An 18277-nucleotide genomic window follows, 5' to 3' on the forward strand; every position below is an offset into this window, starting at 1 on the left:
GCCTCAGCGCAGGGCCTTGGCGAACCAGTGCTCGGCGTAGAGGGAGTCGTTGTGGGGTCCGGTCTCGGTGTAGCCGAGGCGGGCGTACAGGGCGCGGGCCTCGACGAGGTCATGGCGGGTGTCCAGGACCATGCGCCGGGCGCCGAGGGCGCGGGCGGCCTCCTCGGCGGCGCTGACCAGGAGCGCGGCGCCGCCCCGGCCGCGCGCCTCCGCGTCCAGGAACACCCGGGTCAGCTCGGCGGTGCCGGGATCCAGCAGCCGGACCCCCGCCGTCCCCGCCGGCCGCCCCTCGCAGCGGCCGAGCAGCAACTGCCCCGTGGGCGGCGCCAGTTCCGCCCCGGTGACGGCGGCGATCTCCCGCTCCAGCTCCTCGGGAGCGGTGCGGCGCCCCTCGTGCAGCAGATACCAGCGGTCGCTGACCTCGGTGTAGTACGCCCGCCACAGAGCGGCGGAGACCGGCGAGTCGTACGGCTCCGGGCTCACGCTCCAGGACACGGCGGTGGTCGACGGCGGCAGCGGCATGCGCACATTCTCACCGGCGGGCCACGGCCCGCCGCAACCGAATACCGTCCACTCCCGCCGGACCGGCCGCCGACCGGTCCCGTACGCCACCGGGTGATCTGCCTCCCGGGCTCGTGCACCCCGGGCGGGCCGTCCACCGGACGGTCCGTCGCCGTGCCTGCTCCCGCAGGGCGGCCCGTTGCCCGGCCGGCCCGTGCGGACGATCCGCGCCGTGCCTGCCGGCGCCGGGTGGCCCGCTGCCTGGTGCCTGCACACCGGACGAGGCCCGCCCCCAGCCCGCCCGTGGACCAGCCGCCATTCGACTCCCGCGTCGGACAGGCCGCTGCTCGGCCCCACCACTGCGACGGGCCGCCCCCGGACCCCGCCGCGCACCACCCGGGGCACCCCGCCCTCCGTCTCCGGCCCCGTCACCCGGCGTCAGCCCGTCGGCTCGGCCGCCCCCCGCCCGCCGCGCCGTGCGCGCCACTCGGCCACGACCTCCTCCGCGTCGAACCGCTTCAGGCCCAGCGGCGGACCGGGCGGGGGTGTGACCATCATGTCGAGGATCTTGGTGTTGATGTCCGCGACGATCCGGCGGACGGCGCTCTCCGAGGGGGCCGCGCGGGCCGCCGCCAGGGCGTCCTCGGCCTCCTTGCGCAGGGCGAGGGTTGGCGGGAGGACGGAGAGGCCCTCGCGGGCGAGCTTGCGCTTGACCCACCACAGTTCGTCGTACGTGGTGTCGTCCGGGAGGGGCTTGCCCGCGCCGGGGAGCCGGTCGAAGGCGCCGCGCGCCTGCGCGTCGCGGATCTCCTTCTCGACCCAGGACTCGAACGGCACACCCGGTGGCTTTCGCTCGGTCATGGGCCCATTGTGCCGGACACGCCCCGCCCAGGCGATTTATCATTCCGCCGCGGTGCGTCAACCGGGCGCTCCGCGAACGGTGTTGGCGCGCACGGCCGGGCACGCACAGGCTGCGGCCCGGGGCGCCCCGAACCACGAGGAGCGCACGTGCTCGAACTCACCATGGCCGCGGTCGCCGGGACGGAAGCGGGCAGCACCGCCGGCATGCTGATGGCCGAAGCGCCCAGCGAGCCGGGTGCCGTGCTGCGGGTGGGCCGGGACCGGGCCGTGTGCCGGCTGGCGACGCCCGAGGACTGGCTGTTCGTCTCCCGCGTCCACCTGGAGTTCCGCTGCGGACCCGAGGGCGCCTGGCGGGTCACCTGGCTGCGCGGCTCGCAGCCGGAACCGTCCGCCGAGGTCCGGCTGACGGTCGGCGCGCCGGGCAGGGCACAGCCCGGCGCGCCGGGCGGCCCGCTCGGCTACGGTGCCACCGCCGAGCTGCCCCGGGGCGGCTCGGGCGAGATACTCGTCCGGGACCGCACCAGCCCGCGCAGCCTCAGTGTCGGCTTCTACCACGAGGTGTGAACGGGCACGGGGTATGAGCGGGCACGAGGGGTGAGCGGGCCGGGCACGGCCCGGACGAGCGGGCGTGCGGGCGGGCGCCGGAACCTCAGTCGAGCACGAGGGCCAGCGCGAAGCCGTCGTAGCCCTTGCTGCCCACCGTCTGGATGGCGGTGCCGTCCAGACGGGGGTGCTCGGCGACGAGTTCCAGCGCGCCGCGGGTGCCGCGCACGCTCGGGTCGGTGCTGTCCGGGTCGGTCACGGCGCCGCCGCGCACCACGTTGTCCAGGACGATCAGGCTGCCGGTGCGGGTCAGCCGCAGCGCCCACTCCACATAGCGCGGGTTGTTGACCTTGTCGGCGTCGATGAAGACCAGGTCGAAGGGGGCCGGGTTCTCGTCGGCGAGCTTGGGCAGCGACTCCAGGGCGGGCCCCACCCGCACCTCGGTGATCCGGTCGAGCCCGGCGTGCGCGAGATTGCGGCGGGCCACGTCGGCGTGATGGGCGTCGTACTCCAGCGTGACCAGGCGGCCGTCCTCCGGCAGCGCGCGGGCCAGCCAGATGGTGCTGTAGCCGCCCAGCGTGCCGATCTCCAGGACGTTCCGGGCGCCCTGGAGACGGGCCAGGAGGTGCAGCAGCTTGCCCTGGTTCGGAGTGACGTTGATCTGCGGCAGGCCCTCGGTGTCGCTGTCCCGCTGCGCGGCCCGGAGGGATTCGTCCTCCGGGGAGAGCAGGCCGGAGAAGTAGGCGTCCACGTCGTCCCAGAGCTGCGAGTCGCTCATGCACCATGCCTTTCGTGTGCCTAGTTAGATCCGCTAACTAGCTGCGCTAACGAATATAGCCCGGCGACACGAACAGTGTCAGCGAATTGCGGCCCCGGCGCTCACGACTCCACGGAAGGCGGCGAACCCGGCAGCGGGCGCCCGGCGGACTCCGTCATGAACCACACCGCCACACCGCCGATCAGCGACGCCGCCATCATGTAGTAGGCGGGCATCATCATGTTGCCGGTCGCGCCGATCAGGGCCGTGACCACCAGCGGGGTGGTGCCGCCGAACAGCGACACGGAGATGTTGAAGCCGATCGACAGGGAGCCGTAGCGCACCCGGGTCGGGAAGAGGGCGGGCAGCGCGGACGGCATCGCCGAGGTGAAGCAGACCAGGAGCAGACCGAGCGCGCCCATGCCCAGACCGATGGCGAGCAGGCTGCCCTGGCGGATCAGCAGCAGCGCGGGGACGGACAGCAGCAGGAAGCCCGCGCAGCCCGCCGCGATCACCGGGCGGCGGCCGATCCGGTCGGTGAGCGCCCCGGCGAACGGCTGGACGATCATCATCAGCGCCATCACGGCCAGCACGACCAGCAGGCCGTGCGTCTCGTCGTACTTCAGCTCACTGGTCAGATAGCTGGGCATGTACGACAGCAGCATGTAGTCGGTGACGTTGAAGACCAGCACCAGGCCCATGCAGAGCAGCAGCGCCTTCCACTGGCCCGCGACCATCTCGCGCAGCGGCACCTTCGGGCGGCTGGATTCGGACTTCTCGACCTCGGCGGCGAACGCCGGGGTCTCCTCCAGGCGCATCCGCAGATACAGGCCGATGATGCCCATCGGGCCCGCGATCAGGAACGGGATCCGCCAGCCCCAGGAGACCAGGTCCTCCGAGGACAGCAGCGCCGTCATCAGCGTGACCAGGCCCGCGCCGCCGATGTACCCGGCGAGCGTGCCGAACTCCAGCCAGCTCCCGAGGAAGCCGCGGCGCCGGTCGGGGGCGTACTCGGCGATGAAGGTGGAGGCGCCCGCGTACTCGCCGCCGGTGGAGAAGCCCTGCACCAGACGGGCGGCCAGCAGCAGGATCGGGGCGCCGACGCCGATCGTGGCGTACGACGGGATCAGGCCGATGGCGAAGGTGCCCGCGGCCATCATGATCATGGTGACGGCCAGCACCTTCTGCCGTCCGACACGGTCGCCGAGCGGGCCGAAGACCATGCCGCCCAGCGGGCGCACCAGGAAGGCCGCGGCGAAGGCGCCGAAGGTGGAGAGCAGCTGGGCCGTGGGGTTGCCGGAGGGGAAGAAGACCTTGCCCAGGGTCACCGCGATGTAGCTGTAGACACCGAAGTCGAACCATTCCATCGCGTTGCCCAGTGCGGCGGCCTTCACGGCCCGCCGCACGAGCGCCGGGTCGGTGACCGTGGCGTCGGAGCGGTTCTTGGTGAGAGTGACAGGACGGGGTGCGGTGACGGTGGCAGCCGACAAGGCTTCGCTCGCCTACCTTTCGACGGGGGCAGGGACACGACCCGCGCGGCGGCGCTGTCGCCGGGTCCGGCCGGTCCGCGCGCGGCGGTCCGGGGCCGGTCCGCACGGGGTGCGGACCGAAAGCGGCCCCCGCATGACGTGGCTGGAAAGCGACGGTCGCGGAGGGCCAGAAATCGACCATACGACCGCTTGCTCCCCTTGCGTGGTGTAAGCAGGTCGATGCGCAGAGCACTCAAATGGGCGATACGCAGGCACGTATGCCCGCTTCCGGACACCCGGAACGGTTCCGCGTTGTGATCCTTGTCGCGCCGTACGACGGGGTACGCGGGGGTCCGGAGACAGGTGGAACCCGGCTCCCGGGCGTCTTGTGGGGAGGGCGGGGAGGGTCGCGCACCGCACGGGGGGCTCGCCGGGCGGGGCCGCGCGCCTCATAGGGTTCGTAAGGGTTCGTACCGGGACAGGCAGACGTCCCGGCGCACGGGACGCGGCACGCGGATTCGCGAGCGCGCGGGACGAGTGGGGCGGGAGGCCGACGAGGCGTGGCGGATGCGAAGCACAGCGGCGGACCGGTGGCGGCCTTCGGGGGCGGTGCGGCGGCGGCCGCACCGCCCGCCGGAGGACGCCTGAGAGCGGCCCGGCTGGGCCTGTGGCTGATCGCCGGGTTCCTCGCGATACGGCAGGTGGCCGTCGTCCTCGCCACCCCGCGCGGGGACCGGCTGACGGACCTGGAGACCTGGGTGGGACCGCACGGCGTCCTGCACGTCAAGGGCTCCCTCTACGAGACGGCCAGCTTCACCGGCACCCCCTTCAGCGGCCTCGTCCTCAAACCGCTCACCAACGCCGCCGAGCGGGCTCTCGGCTGGAGCTGGATCTTCGGCACGCTGCTGCTGGTCGTCGCCCTCGGCCTGGTCGCCGCCCGCGCGCTGCCCCAGCCGGCCGGGCGCCGCACCGCGCTGCTGGCCGCGCCCGTCGCGATCAGCCTGCTCATGCTGTCCCTGCCGGTGCGCAACGCGTTCTGGCTCGGCCAGACCGGTGTCCTGCCGGTGCTGCTGGTGCTGCTCGGCCTGTTCGCCGTGCGCGGCGAACGCACCGGCGGCCTCCTCGTGGGCCTCGCCGCCGCGCTCCAGCCGACCACGCTGCTGTTCGCGCCGCTGCTGTGGTGCACCGGACGCAGACGGGCCGCCGCCGCGACCGGCGCCACCTTCGCCACGGGCACCGCCCTCGCCTGGGCGGCCATGCCGCACGACTCCGCCGTCTACTGGATCCGCCACTGCGCGGGCACCGGCCTCGGCGGACCGGCCGACGCCCGCGCCAACCAGTCCCTGCACGGCGCCCTGCTGCGCTTCGGGCTGACCGGCCCGCTGGAGATCGCGCTGTTCCTGGCCCTGGCCGCCGCCGTCACCGCCCTCGCCCTGCGCCGGGCGGTCCGCTACGCCCGTGACGGACAGCTCCTGCTGGCGGTCGCCGTCACCGGCTGCGCCGTGATCGCCGTCTCGCCCACCGCCTGGCAGCACCAGCTGCTGTGGGTGCTGCTCGCGGTCGCGGGCCGGGCCGGGCGGCGTGCCTCCGACCGGTACGTGTGGCCCATCGCCGTGGTGCTGGTGCTGACGCTGCCCGCGCGGGCGATGCTGCCCCAGATGGCGGTCCTGAACCCGCTGCGCGACAACCTCGTCCTGCTGGCGGCCCTGGCGGCGGCCACCGCCGTGCCGTTCCTGTCCCGGGCCGACGAGCACTACCGCACCCCGGTCGCCACCCGCTACGCGGACCCGGTGCCCGCCCGCCTCCGGCACGTCCCGCTCGTCCCGTTCCTGCGCCGGGTGCTGACCCGCCCGAACCTCCTGCTCGAACTGCTCCTGATCCGCGTCACCTACGCCGCCTACTCCCAGGTCCGGGTGGTCGCGCGCGGCGACCGCGCCACCGCCGAGCACCACGGCCGCCAGGTGCACTCCCTGGAGCACTTCCTGCACCTCGACATAGAGCACTGGGCCAACCACACCATGGTCCGGCTGCCCCGGCTCGACCACTTCCTCAGCTACTACTACGAGACGTTCCACTTCGTCCTGCCGCTGACCGTCCTCGGCGTGCTCTACCTGCGGCGCCCGGCCGACTACCGGTGGGCGCGCACCGCCCTGGGCGTGGCCACGCTGCTGGCCCTGGTCGGCTTCTGGCTCTACCCGCTGGCCCCGCCCCGGCTCATGCCGGGCTTCGGCTTCATCGACACCGTGCACGGCGTGCAGGACTTCTCCAAACCGGAGTACGGCGCCCTGACCGCGCTCACCAACCCCTACGCGGCGATGCCGTCCCTGCACTTCGGCTGGGCCCTGTGGTGCGGTGTGGTGATCGCCGTGGTGGCACCGCGCTGGTGGATGAAGGCCCTCGGCCTGCTGCACCCCCTGTTCACCGTCTCCGCGATCATCGGCACCGCCAACCACTGGGTGCTGGACGCGGTCGGCGGCGCCACCGTGGTCGCCACGGGCTTCGCGGTGACCTATCTGCTGTCGGGCCCCCGCGCGCGGACGGCCGGAACCCGCCCGCCGGACCTTCGGAAGGCCACCCCGGCCCCGGACTCCGGCGCGGCCTCGACCACGGGGGCGCCCCCGTCCGCCGGTGCGGGCTCGGTCACCATCCCGTCCCAGGCCACAGGCACCGGCACCGGCACCGGCACGGGCACGGGCACCGACACCGACCCGGGTGGCCCCAGACCCGCATCGGCGGCGCGCTGAGATGACGCGTACGGCCTCGCCACGCACGACGGTGCGGGCCGCTCTGCCCGCAGTCGCGCCCGCCGCCCTGCCCGCCGCCCTGGCGCTCGCCCTCGGCCTGTGGGGGATCGGGCGGCGGGACAGCATGTGGCGGGACGAGTCCGTCACCCATCAGGTGGCCCACCGGTCCCTGGGGGACCTCGGGCGGCTGCTGGGTCACATCGACGCCGTGCACGGCCTCTACTACCTGCTCATGCACGCCGTGTTCGCGCTGTGGGACGGCGGCCTGCTCGCGCTGCGCCTGCCCTCGGTCCTGGCGACGGCGCTGGCGGCGGCGGGCGTCGGGGTGACGGGCGCCCGGCTCGCGGGCCGCCGCGCGGGCGTGCTCGCCGGTACGGTCTTCGCCGTGCTGCCGGTGACCCAGCAGTACGCGCAGGAGGGCCGCTCGTACGCGCTGGTCACGGCGGCGGTCACCTGGGCCACGTACGCCTTCCTGCGCGGCCTGGACGCGCCGGGCCGCCGCTGGTGGGCCGGGTACGCGGTGCTCCTGGCCGTGGCCTGCTGGCTGCACGAGTTCGCCGCCCTGGCGCTCACCGCGTACGCCCTGACCCTGTGGCGGCTCGGCGCGCCGCGCCGTACCCGGCGCCGCTGGGCGCTCGCCTCGGCCGCCGTCCTCGCCGCCCTGCTGCCGCTGGCCGTGCTGAGCGCCCGTCAGGCCGAGGACCAACTGGGCTGGCTGGGCCGCCCGAGCGCCGCCATGTGGTTCCAGTACGCGGCCGTCGCGGCGGTGTGCGCGCTGCTGGCGCGGTGGCTGCTGCGGGACGGGACCGGCGAGCCCGGGAGGGGTGGTGCGGCGCGCGGCCGGGTGACGCTCGTCCGGCTCGGGCTGGGGCTCGCCGTCCTGCCCGCCGGGCTGCTGATGACGGTGTCGCTGGTGAAGCCCTGGTACGTGGACCGGTACGTGATCTACGGGATGACGGGCGCCGCGCTGCTCGCGGGCGCCGCCCTGGACCGCGCGGTCGCCGGGCGCGCCCGGTGGCGCCGTGCGGTCCGGGTGCCGGTGGCGTGCCTGGCGGCCGTCGCCGCGGTGGCCGTGCTGCTGCCCTGGTCGCTGGCGGTGCGCTCACCGCAGAGCCGCAAGGACGACGCGGTCGCCGTCTCCCGGGAGGTGCGGCGCCTGGCCCGGCCCGGGGACGGTGTGCTGTTCCTGCCCGCCCGGCGCCGCGAGTGGCTGCTGTCCCGCCCCGCGCTCTACGCCCGCCTGGACGACCTGGCCCTGTCCGGCTCGCCGGCGGCCTCGGCCACCCTCCAGGGCACCGAGCTGCCCGCCGCGGAGATCCGGCGGCGCATCCTCGCGGCCGACCGGATCGTCGCCCTCGCCGACCCGCCGGGCCAGCCCCTGGACCCGTACCCCCAGGAGGCCGTCAAACGGGACGTGCTGCACCGGCAGTTCGAGGTCTGCGCGCGCGTCCACGTGCACGGCGCGCAGATCCTGCGCTACGCCCGCCCCGGCCGCTGCGCGCGCTGACCGCACCGGTGAGCGGCGCGCCGCCGGGCCCGCCGCTCACCGCTCCCGGCGCAGTCCCGCCACGAGGAGCTGCGCGAGGCGGCGCGCGTCGTACTCCGGGTCGTTCTCCGCGCCGATGCAGAGGTTGCCGACCCCGCGCATCAGCGCGTAGGCGGTCACGTCCGGGCCGGTCTCGCCCGCCTCGGCCGCGGCGCCGAGCAGTTCGGCGCAGACGGGCAGCAGCCGGTCGAGGAAGTACGCGTGCAGGGTGCGGAAGCCCGCGTCGTCGGACTGGAGCGCGGCGGCGAGGCCGTGCTTGGTGACCAGGAAGTCGACGAAGAGGTCGATCCAGCGGCCCAGCGCGGCGTGCGGGCTCGCGCTCTCGGCCAGCAGCGCGGGACCGGCCTCGGCGCAGGCTTCGACCTGGTGCCGGTAGACGGCGACGACGAGGTCGGCGCGGGTCGGGAAGTGCCGGTAGATGGTGCCCATGCCGACCCCGGCCCTGGCCGCGATGTCCCGGACCGGCGCCTCCACGCCCGAGGTGACGAAGACCGCGGCGGCGGCGTCGAGCAGGGTCTGCTGGTTGCGCCGGGCGTCCGCCCGCCTGGCCCGGGACGCGCTCCGCGCGCCCCCGTCGCTCTCACTCACCGTGTGTATGTCCCTTCCCGCCATGTGTCCCTTCCCGCCATGACTCCACCGCGGTCGCCGTTGCCAAACCGGAGCGCTGTTCCGTATCGTCTCTGTCGTTAACGGAGCAACGTTCCGCTTGTTCATCATGGCAGAGCGGCGGCCCGGCGGCCACCCCTGCCCCGTTCCCTGGAGGGCATCCGCATGCAGTACCGCACCCTGGGCCGCACCGGCGTACAGGTCAGCACCCTCGCGCTCGGCGCCATGAACTTCGGCCGTATCGGCCGCACCACGCAGGAGGAGGCCACCGCCCTGGTCGACGCCGCGCTCGACGCCGGGATCAACCTCATCGACACCGCCGACATGTACGGCACCGGCGAGTCCGAGGAGATGGTCGGCAGGGCGATCGCCGGCCGCCGCGACGACATCGTGCTCGCCACCAAGGCGGGCCTGCCGATGAGCGAGGAGCGCAACCACCGCGGCGCCTCCCGCCGTTGGCTGGTCACCGCGCTCGACGCCAGCCTGCGCCGCCTCGGCGTCGACCACGTCGACCTCTACCAGATCCACCGCTGGGACCCGGCCACCGGCGACGAGGAGACCCTGTCGGCCCTGACCGACCTGCAACGCGCCGGGAAGATCCGCGCGTTCGGCTCCTCCACCTTCCCGGCCCACCGCATCGTGCAGGCCCGGTGGGCGGCCCGCGAGCACCGCCTGAGCGGCTACGCCACCGAGCAGCCCAGCTACTCCCTGCTCCAGCGCGGCATCGAGGCCCATGTCCTGCCCGTCACCCAGGAGTACGGCATGGGCGTACTGGTCTGGTCACCGCTGGCCTCGGGCTGGCTCTCGGGCGCCGTCCGCGCGGACCGCGGCCTCACCAACCACCGCGCCCGCATCCTGCCCGAGCGCTTCGACCTGACCGTCCCCGCCAACCGCGCCCGGATGGACGCCGTCGAACGGCTCGCGAAGGTCGCCGACGACGCCGGGCTCACCATGATCCAGCTCGCCCTCGGCTTCGTCACCGCCCACCCGGCCGTGACCTGCGCCCTCATCGGCCCGCGCACCCTGGACCACCTGCGCGCCCAGCTCGCCGCCGCCGACACGGTGCTTCCCGCCGACGTCCTCGACGCGGTCGACGGGATCGTCGCGCCCGGCACCGACCTCGCCCCGCAGGAGAAGTTCGACACCCCGCCCGCCCTGCTGGACGCGGCCCTGCGCCGCCGCTGACCGGCTGCCGGGTCCGGCTGCCGGGTCCGGCAGCCGGACCGACGGTCGGGGACGGCAGCCGGGGCGCGGCCATCCGCTGGCGGATCCGGTGGTTCAGCCGCGCACCTGATCCGGCGGGCAGGGCGCGGGACCGCACTCGAACCACACGGTCTTGCCGCCCTGCCTCCAGCGGTCCACACCCCACTTGTCGGCCACGGCGTCGAGCAGCAGCAGCCCGCGCCCGCTCTCCGCCTCCCAGGGCACCTCGGCTGGGGCCACGGGCAGTTCGGACGAACCGTCCGTGACCTCCACCCGGACCCCGGCCTCCCGTTGCAGCAGCACCAGCGTGCAGTGGCGGTCCGGGACATGCCGTACGACGTTCGCGACCAGCTCGGTCACGCCCAGTTCCACGGCGTCGGTCAGCTCGGCAAGGCCCCATTCGGCCAGGTGCGAGCGGACGATACGACGGATATGACCCGCCGAGTGCTCACCGGCGGTGAGGATCAGGCGGTACTGGGCAGGGCGGGGGCCTGCCAGAACGGAGGGGAAGTAGTCGTTCACGGTACGAGACTGACCTGTGGTCACTACTCTGGGCTATTGCCTGGATACAACGGGTCTGCCCGTGGGCAGTCCGAGGAAAGGGGACCTCGCGTGACCAACATCAACGTCCTCGACCCCGGGGCCTCGCCGCTCGACTACTACGGCTTCGAGCTGCGCCGCCTCCGCGAGGCCGCGAACCTGACACAACGTCAACTGGGGGAGGTCGTCAACTACACGGGTTCGCTGGTGGGCCAGGTGGAGACGGCCCGGAAGCTGCCGACAGCGGAGTTCAGCGAACGCGTGGACGCCGCGCTCGGCACGGGCGGACTGCTGTCGCGGCTGGTCGAGTTGGTGATGCGGAGCCAGCTTCCGGCGTGGTTCCGGCAGACGGCGGAGCTGGAGGCGCGGGCGGTCGAGATCTGCACCTTCCAGACCCACATGGTCCATGGGCTGTTGCAGACCGGGCCGTACGTCCGCGCGGTGCTCGGCGTGCTGGACGACACCAACCTCGACGACCGCAGCGCGGTACGACTGGCCCGACAGCGCATCCTGGAGAAGGAGAAGCCGCCGATCTTCTGGATGATCCTCAGCGAGGGAGCCCTCCACCAGGAGATCGGCGGCAGGGAGACCATGCGCGGCCAACTGGAGCACCTGTGGTCGCTGGAGAGCAATCCCCGGATCAACGTCCAGATCCTGCCGTACTCGGCGGGCGCGCACGCCGGAATGACAGGCTCGTTCAACGTCTATCGCTTCAGCAGCGACCCGACCATCGTCTACACCGAGGGGTACGGCAGCGGGCATCCGACCGCGAACCCGGAGACCGTCGAGGACTGCTCGCTCCGTTACGATCATCTCCAAGCCGCCGCTCTCTCCCTCAAGGACTCGGCGGAGTTGATCCGGCGCGTGATGGAGGACCGCTATGGAGAGCAACTGGCGTAAGTCCAGCTACAGCAGCGACCAGGGCGGCGATTGCGTGGAGTGCGCGCCGCTCGGGGCCCTGGCCTGGCGCAAGTCGACGTACAGCGGCGACCAGGGCGGCGACTGCGTCGAGGTGGCGGACACCCCCTGCGCCTCCGTGGCCGTACGGGACTCCAAGGTGTCCGGCGGACCGATGCTGACGTTCCGCCCGGGGGCGTTCGCGGGCTTCGTGGGCTGGGCGGCGGAGGCGGCGGGGCGGTGACGACCCTGGAGAACCGGCCGGGGACCGCGCTGCTGGTCGTGGACGTCCAGGTGGACGTGGTGGACGGGGCGCACGAGCGGGACGCGGTGGTGGGGAACATCGCGACGCTGGTGGAGCGCGCCCGGCGGGCGGACGTACCGGTGGTGTGGGTGCAGCACGCGGACGACGGGCTGGCGAAGGGCAGTGACGGCTGGCGGATCGTCCCGGAACTGGCCCCGGCGGAGGGCGAGTCGCTCGTCCACAAGAACTACGGGGACTCCTTCGAGGACACCACGCTGGAGAGCGTCCTGTCGGACCTGGGGGTGGGACGGCTCCTGGTGACGGGCGCGGAGACGGACGCGTGCATCCGCTCGACGCTGCACGGCGCCCTGGTGCGCGGCTACGACACGATCCTGGTCGCCGACGCCCACACGGCCGGTGACAAGACCGCCTGGGGTGCCCCACCGGTCCCCCAGGTCATCGCCCACACCAACCTCTACTGGACCTACCAGCGGGCCCCGGGCCGCACAGCGGGCACGACCCAGACGGACTCGGTCGACTTCGAGAGCACCCCGGCCGGGAAGTGACCGTGAGTCCGGGGGTGCCCGGAACACCGGTGGCGGACAGGTCCGCCGCTGCCCGGATGCACCCCCCACTTCTTGTGGCGCTCATGCCCTTGGTCATCCTGCTCGCGTCTGGATGCTACGTAGCGACGGACTACGAAAAGTACCCAGCGGGACGCTTCGTGTCGGCCGCTTCGCTCGTGCGTACGTGGAAGGCCGGGGCTGGCGCCCTTGAGCTGCGGCGAGACGCAAAGTTCACGGCGAGCCGACTGAAGCTGGAGTATTTCGGCTGCTCGCGGGACGGCGTCCGGGAAAAAGACGGCGCCGGGACATGGAGCAACGACAGAGGACGTCGGCGAAGTGAGGTTCTCCTTCGCTTCGACGACGGATGCACCACAAGTCTCTGGGCCGGTGCCGTGGACGGACGCACCGTGCTGTGGAGCGAATACGGTGACAGCGGCCGGCTCGTGACCCTCACGTAGGCACCCATGCCGAGAGCCGGGGGGGGGGCTTCTCCGCCGATGACCCAGGGCCTGGGATGACAGATTCCTTGCCGAGCGTCCTCGGACGGCTGGCCGAGGAGAGACGTCCCCGACTCGACGACCGAATGGCTGGAGTGCGATCACTCCCAGCTCACGGCGGTGAAGGAAATCATCGCGAGTGATACCGATGACCACTGTTCCGGCGGCTGGGGATTCCCGGTTCAGCCGTTCAACTGGACGTCGTACGTGTTCTACGGGGGCGACGTCAGGGAAGGCAGCGTTTCCCGGCTCCTCGGTCGACTGACGGAGATGGGTACCTAGGGAATTGACCGTGCCCGCGCGGCCCGCACGGGCGGTCAGTCGGCCGCCCTGGACGCGTCGGCGTCGGCGTCGGAGCGGTGCCGGGCCACGATTCCCTCGACGATCTTCATCAGGCGGTCTCCCGCCCGGTCGATGCTGCCGTTCTGCGTGCTGACCTGCGCCCCTTCGAGCACGAAGGTGATCTCGGCCGCGGCCTGTTCGGGGTCGGGCATCCGGGCACCGGCGCACATGGCGATCAGCCTGCGGGTCTGGTGGGCCTTGTGCTCCTCGATCACCTGCCGGGCCGGGTGCAGCCGGTCGGGCAGCTCGGCGAGGGAGTTGATGAACGGGCAGCCCCGGTACGAGATCGTCGGCAGCCCCTCGGCGATGAAGCGGGCCAGGCCCAGGATCTGCTCCTCGGGCCGGTCCGGGTACGCGGCTTCCACACGGTCGAAGGCCGCCTGATAATCGGCGGCGACGATCCGCAGCCACTCCGCGACCAGCGCGTCCTTGGTCTCGAAATGCCGGTAGATCGCCATTTTGGTGGTCTCGGCCCTGTCGGCGATCGCCTGGACCCCCACCTGCCGGATCCCTTCTCGCTGGAAGAGCTCCTCGGCCGCGTCGAGGATGCGCTCACGCGGCGGCAGCTTCGCCACTCTGCCCGGCCTGCTGAGGCTCGATGCCATGACTGCTCCGTCACTCCGATCGTGGGGTCCGCACCTCGCCACGGTACCAGTCAGCCCCCTTCGATACCGTAGGGTATCGTCCGAGACTAATCGGTATCGTTCCTGTTCGTTCCTGTCTGTTCTTGCCGAGGAGTGGCAGTGAAAGCTTCTGAATACGTGGGCTTCGACGCGGTCGGGCTGGCAGAGCTGGTGGCCGAGGGCGAGGTGCTCCCCGCCGAACTGGAGGCGGCCGCACGCGAGGCGGTACAGGCGGTCGATCCGCGGATCAACGCCGTCGTGGAGACCTGGCCGTCCGACGACGAACCGGCCCCCGGCAGCGCACCCCTGGCCGGTGTCCCCTTCCTGATCAAGGACATCGCGGTGGCCATGGCGGGCCGGCGGACGGAGCTGGGAAGCCGTCTGGCGGCCGGTAACGTCGCCGCCTCCGACTCCGCCCTGATGCGACGCTTCCGCCGCGCCGGTCTCGTGACGTTCGGGCGCACCGCGACCCCGGAGCTGGCCTACGGCATCTCGACGGAATCGGTGTTGTACGGCGCGACCCGCAACCCGTGGGACCCGGAGCGGAGCGCGGGCGGCTCCAGCGGAGGCGCGGCCGCCGCCGTCGCCGCGGGGGTGGTCCCGGTCGCCCATGCCACCGACGCCGCCGGATCGCTCCGTGTCCCCGCCGCCCACAACGGCCTCTTCGGGATCAAACCCACCCGTGGCCGGGTGTCCATGGGGCCCGGCGTCGACGAGGTCTTCAGCGGCCTGGCCGTGCACGGCGGCGTCAGCCGCACCGTACGCGACAGTGCGGTACTGCTCGACCAGATACGCGGCCCGGAACCGGGCGACCCCTACTTCGCCGCGCAGCCGTCACGGCCGTACGCGGAGGAAGTCACCCGTCCTCCGGGCTCGTTGCGCATCGGCGTGCTCGCCCAGGCGTGGGGCGGGCGCCGCACCACCGCACCGGTGGCCGACGCCCTCTCCCGCACCGTGCGGCTCCTCGAATCCCTCGGTCACCGGGTGGCGGAGACCGAGGTCGGCCTCGGGGCCGACTGGGAGGAGTTCGTCGTCGCCAACGCCCGGCTCATGACGGTGAACGTCACCGCCCTGGTCGACGAGTTGGCCGCCGCCTTCGGCCGTCCCGTCGACTCCTCGACCCTCGAACCGGCCACCCTCGCCGGCTACCGCTACGGGCAGCGGGTCGGCGGCGCGCAGTTCCTCACCGCTCTCGCGATGCGGAACCGGGTGTCCCGGAGCCTGGCGCGGTACTTCGACGCGTACGACGTCCTCCTCACGCCGACCCTGCCGGAGCTCCCCTTGCCGCTGGGCACGCACACCGAGGGCGCGGAGGCACTGGACGGCCTCGGCTGGATCGAGCGCATCACCGATCTGTCGCCGTTCACCCTGCCGTTCAACGTGGCGGGCACGCCCGCCATGTCCGTACCGGTGACGTCCGATGCCGGGACGGGGCTTCCGGTAGGAATGCAGTTCGCCGCCGGATACGGCCGCGAGAGCCTGCTCTTCCGCCTCGCCGGCCAGCTCGAACAGGCGAGTCCGTGGTCGGGCCGGACCCCCGCGGTATGGGCCGGGAACCACCCGGCCCGCTGAGGAACGCGCCGCCGGGCATGGAGCGGACACGGCAGTTCATGTCATGCGGAACATCGCCTGTTCACAGCGTGATCACGATCTTGCCGTGGACGTGCCGCCCGGCCTGCGTCGTGACGGCTTCGCGGATCCGCTCGACCGGGAAGGTGGCCGCGACCGGCACCGTGATCCCGCCGGACCGGACGGCCTCGGCGATCCGTGCCAGGTCGTCCGGACCCGCGTCGTAGGCGCCCGCCCTGCGCACACCGGGCGGCGGGGCGGGCCCGTCGGCCACGACGGAGATCCGCTCGGGCGCCACGCCGAGTCCGACCGCGGTCTCGGCCGCCTCCCTGCCGAACAGGTCCGTCGCGGCGGTGATCCCCTCGGGCGCCAGGGCCCGCACCCGGTCCGCCAGGCCGGGGCCGTACGCCACGGGTTCCGCGCCGAGCCCGCGCAGGAACCCGAACGTGCCCTCGGAGGCGGTGCCGAGCACCCGGGCACCCGCGAGCCGCGCCAACTGCACGGCGAAGACGCCCACTCCACCGGCCGCCCCGCCGATCAGGACGGTGTCCCCGGAGCGCAGCCCGACCGCGGCGAGCGCGGCCGCGGCCGTCAGACCGGACACCGGAAGCGTGGCCGCCACCTCGTCACGTACGCCCTCCGGGGTGGGCCACAGATGTGCCGCGGGCGTCTCGACCAGCACGAAATCGGCGACGGACCGCCCGATCGCGGCCCCGTAGACCCGGTCGCCGACCGCGAACCCCGCGGCTTCGGCGCCCACCTCGTCCACCACCCCGGCGAAGTCGCTGCCGAACCCGGCCGGCAGGGCGATCCCGAACCGCGCCGCCATGTCGGGCTGTGCGGCGATCTGCCAGTCCATCGGATTCAGCCCGGCGGCGGTGACCCGGACGCGGACCTCGTCCGGGGCGGCGTGCGGCTCGGGTATCTCCCGCAGTTCGAGCACTTCGGGACCGCCGAAGCGCTGGTAACGGACGGCTCTGCTCATCGGTGATCTCCTCGACCGGTGATGGGACTTGGTCTTATCGACCCTACACCGGTGATGGGACCAAGTCCCGTACACTGTTCCCATGGCCCGCTGGCAACCCGACGCACCAGGACGACTCGCCGCCGCCGCCCTCGACCTCTTCGAGGAGCACGGCTACGAGAACACGACCGTCATCGAGATCGCGGAGCGCGCGGGACTCACCAAGAGCACGTTCTTCCGGTACTTCCCGGACAAGCGCGAGGTGCTCTTCGGCCGGGGCGCGTTGACCGGTCTGCTCGTCGAAGCGATCGCCTCGGCGCCCTCGGAGGCCGGACCGCTCGACGCGGTGGCGCACGCGCTCGACACCCTCGGCCGGACCTTCTTCACCGCCGACCGCCGCGAGTTCAGCGCCCGGCGCCAGGCCGTACTGAACGCCAACATCGAACTGCTGGAACGCGAAGCCCTGAAACGGACCGAGCTGACCACCGCGATGACCGACGCCCTCACCCGCCGCGGCACCCCGCCCCCGACCGCCCGCATGGCCGCGAAACTGGGCACACTCGTCTGGGAGATCGCCTACGACGAGTGGATCGCCCCCGACACCGACACGGACACCGGCACCGACACGGACACCGGCACCGGCGAGGACTTCGGCCCCCTGACCCGCCGGGCGCTCACCGCCGTACGCGCGACCGCAGCCGCGCCCCAGTAGCCGGACCGGCGCGGTCGATCGACGATCCGGCGTCGGTCGAGAGCGTGCCGGACTTCGCCCACCACGAGTGATCTGTGGGTGCGGCTGGTCAAGCCGCGGGGGAGCCGCCGGGGGCCGGGGTCGGTGTCGTGGACGGCCTTGAGGAAGCGCAGGATATGAGTTCGGAGTCGATCGTCGTATTCGGATCCGACGGCGGCTGCGCATTGTTTGCCATCGATCGGCCAACGGGAGAGGTGATCCGACTCGCAGGCGGCCCCATTCTGGATGCCGCTTAAGAGGTGGGAAAATCAGAACTACAAGTTGTGGCGCGTGGATTCTTGGAATTCTTGCGGTCTCTCCGTGATGGCCTTGAATGAAACCCGAGAGATATCGTCAAGTATCTGATCGGCGAAGAGATCAAGCTTACCAGTGGCGAGAAGTGGGCTGACTCGGATATTGGCAGCGACTTCTTGACTGTGTGATAATGACTCGGTGATCGATCTTGCGTCTATCAGTCTTCCTCGGTTCATCGCTGACTGGTATGGACAGCCGGACCTGCCTGCCGAAGAAGCAGCCGGTTGCACGGGCCTGCCTGAATCACTGCATGCCTGGTACGATTTGGCGGCCCAATATTCCACCCCACTCCTTGGAGTCAAACGATTCGCCCTGCCGGGAAATATCGGCATGCGAAAGGGCAAGGCAGTCTTTCTTTCGGATCTGGGGATACGATCCGGACTTCCCCATGGATGTTTACGAAGGCAGCCTGCACGGTGAGTGGGTGAAACTCCCGGAGACTCTGCCCGAGTTCCTTGTTCATAACGCACTGGGGGAGGCTGTTTATAATGCCCCATTTGTTCGGTATGGCGGCTCCGTGGAGAACACGAGAGTCGCGGACGTTGTCGCCCCTCTGGTAGAAGTCGCCATCGGGTCGTGGAGTTGGCCAGATGCCGGTCATCGAATCTTCATGGGTGAAGGCATCCTGGTGGAAGTAGGGCCTGCAATTCACAATGGCGCGACCCTGGATGACTCATCTGGGTTCAGTGAGGTTCAGGCGGGATCCACCGTCTCTTCGGGACTTGCGCATGTGGACGGGATCCCGGGAATCGATTGATTG

The 18277-nt window shown here is 72.1% G+C and carries 18 protein-coding genes; 10 read left to right on the forward strand and 8 right to left on the reverse strand.

Translation table 11 applies throughout. From position 1 onward, the window contains the following. Positions 1-3 precede the first annotated feature (3 nt). Entirely contained in the window at positions 4-522 is a 519-nt protein-coding gene (locus tag ACWDYF_RS04905) for a GNAT family N-acetyltransferase (RefSeq protein ID WP_389472212.1), read from the reverse strand. 417 nt (positions 523-939) lie between these two features. Then, the gene (locus ACWDYF_RS04910) at positions 940-1362 is read right to left on the reverse strand and encodes a DnaJ family domain-containing protein (protein ID WP_381743445.1); all 423 of its coding nucleotides are present in this window, start codon (positions 1360-1362) and stop codon (positions 940-942) included. 147 nt (positions 1363-1509) lie between these two features. Between ACWDYF_RS04910 and ACWDYF_RS04915 the strand changes: the two genes are divergently transcribed. Further along, on the forward strand, positions 1510-1926 hold the full coding sequence (locus tag ACWDYF_RS04915; protein ID WP_381743446.1) for a hypothetical protein: 417 nt from the start codon (positions 1510-1512) through the stop codon (positions 1924-1926). A gap of 85 nt (positions 1927-2011) precedes the next feature. On the opposite strand, the gene ACWDYF_RS04920 is transcribed toward ACWDYF_RS04915, so the two are convergent. Beyond that, positions 2012-2683: an O-methyltransferase gene (locus tag ACWDYF_RS04920; protein WP_018570593.1), complete on the reverse strand. Its 672-nt coding sequence runs from the start codon at positions 2681-2683 to the stop codon at positions 2012-2014. 101 nt (positions 2684-2784) lie between these two features. Further along, positions 2785-4152, reverse strand: coding sequence for a glycine betaine/L-proline transporter ProP (proP, locus tag ACWDYF_RS04925; protein WP_381743447.1), 1368 nt, complete (start codon positions 4150-4152; stop codon positions 2785-2787). A 539-nt stretch (positions 4153-4691) separates the two neighbouring features. Here proP and ACWDYF_RS04930 point away from each other — a divergent pair. Continuing rightward, positions 4692-6875 (forward strand): bifunctional glycosyltransferase 87/phosphatase PAP2 family protein, encoded by a 2184-nt coding sequence (locus ACWDYF_RS04930; protein ID WP_389472217.1) that lies wholly within the window; start codon positions 4692-4694, stop codon positions 6873-6875. 1 nt (position 6876) lies between these two features. Next, positions 6877-8382, forward strand: a complete 1506-nt coding sequence (locus ACWDYF_RS04935; protein WP_389472219.1) for a glycosyltransferase family 39 protein — start codon at positions 6877-6879, stop codon at positions 8380-8382. Positions 8383-8418: 36 nt separating this feature from the next. On the opposite strand, the gene ACWDYF_RS04940 is transcribed toward ACWDYF_RS04935, so the two are convergent. Continuing rightward, positions 8419-9033: a TetR/AcrR family transcriptional regulator gene (locus ACWDYF_RS04940; RefSeq protein WP_389472222.1), complete on the reverse strand. Its 615-nt coding sequence runs from the start codon at positions 9031-9033 to the stop codon at positions 8419-8421. Positions 9034-9192: 159 nt separating this feature from the next. On the opposite strand from ACWDYF_RS04940, the gene ACWDYF_RS04945 reads away from it, so the two are divergent. After that, the gene (locus ACWDYF_RS04945) at positions 9193-10212 is read left to right on the forward strand and encodes an aldo/keto reductase (protein WP_389472224.1); all 1020 of its coding nucleotides are present in this window, start codon (positions 9193-9195) and stop codon (positions 10210-10212) included. A gap of 93 nt (positions 10213-10305) precedes the next feature. Here ACWDYF_RS04945 and ACWDYF_RS04950 read toward each other — a convergent pair whose 3' ends face one another. Then, a complete protein-coding gene (locus ACWDYF_RS04950; RefSeq protein WP_381743455.1) occupies positions 10306-10752 on the reverse strand; it encodes an ATP-binding protein in 447 nt (148 codons plus the stop codon). Positions 10753-10842: 90 nt separating this feature from the next. On the opposite strand from ACWDYF_RS04950, the gene ACWDYF_RS04955 reads away from it, so the two are divergent. The 3 genes from ACWDYF_RS04955 to ACWDYF_RS04965 are packed head-to-tail and all read left to right on the forward strand — an operon-like array spanning position 10843 to position 12477. Further along, a complete protein-coding gene (locus tag ACWDYF_RS04955) occupies positions 10843-11670 on the forward strand; it encodes a helix-turn-helix domain-containing protein (protein ID WP_389472228.1) in 828 nt (275 codons plus the stop codon). Beyond that, on the forward strand, positions 11651-11911 hold the full coding sequence (locus ACWDYF_RS04960; protein ID WP_389472231.1) for a DUF397 domain-containing protein: 261 nt from the start codon (positions 11651-11653) through the stop codon (positions 11909-11911). The genes ACWDYF_RS04955 and ACWDYF_RS04960 overlap by 20 nt, the downstream gene beginning before the upstream one ends. Next, a complete protein-coding gene (locus ACWDYF_RS04965; protein ID WP_389472233.1) occupies positions 11908-12477 on the forward strand; it encodes a cysteine hydrolase family protein in 570 nt (189 codons plus the stop codon). Before ACWDYF_RS04960 ends, ACWDYF_RS04965 begins: the two co-directional genes overlap by 4 nt. An 814-nt stretch (positions 12478-13291) precedes the next feature. Here the strand turns inward: ACWDYF_RS04965 and ACWDYF_RS04970 are convergent. Then, on the reverse strand, positions 13292-13921 hold the full coding sequence (locus ACWDYF_RS04970) for a TetR/AcrR family transcriptional regulator (protein ID WP_389472236.1): 630 nt from the start codon (positions 13919-13921) through the stop codon (positions 13292-13294). Between the two features lie 138 nt (positions 13922-14059). On the opposite strand from ACWDYF_RS04970, the gene ACWDYF_RS04975 reads away from it, so the two are divergent. After that, positions 14060-15511, forward strand: a complete 1452-nt coding sequence (locus ACWDYF_RS04975; RefSeq protein WP_389472238.1) for an amidase — start codon at positions 14060-14062, stop codon at positions 15509-15511. 61 nt (positions 15512-15572) lie between these two features. On the opposite strand, the gene ACWDYF_RS04980 is transcribed toward ACWDYF_RS04975, so the two are convergent. After that, on the reverse strand, positions 15573-16493 hold the full coding sequence (locus ACWDYF_RS04980; protein WP_389472241.1) for an NADP-dependent oxidoreductase: 921 nt from the start codon (positions 16491-16493) through the stop codon (positions 15573-15575). Positions 16494-16575: 82 nt separating this feature from the next. Here ACWDYF_RS04980 and ACWDYF_RS04985 point away from each other — a divergent pair, with 82 nt between their 5' ends. Beyond that, positions 16576-17184, forward strand: a complete 609-nt coding sequence (locus ACWDYF_RS04985; protein WP_389472244.1) for a TetR/AcrR family transcriptional regulator — start codon at positions 16576-16578, stop codon at positions 17182-17184. A gap of 721 nt (positions 17185-17905) precedes the next feature. After that, positions 17906-18274, forward strand: coding sequence for a hypothetical protein (locus ACWDYF_RS04990; protein ID WP_451584260.1), 369 nt, complete (start codon positions 17906-17908; stop codon positions 18272-18274). Positions 18275-18277 lie beyond the last annotated feature (3 nt).

The organism is Streptomyces sp. NPDC003284 (genome assembly GCF_053589675.1).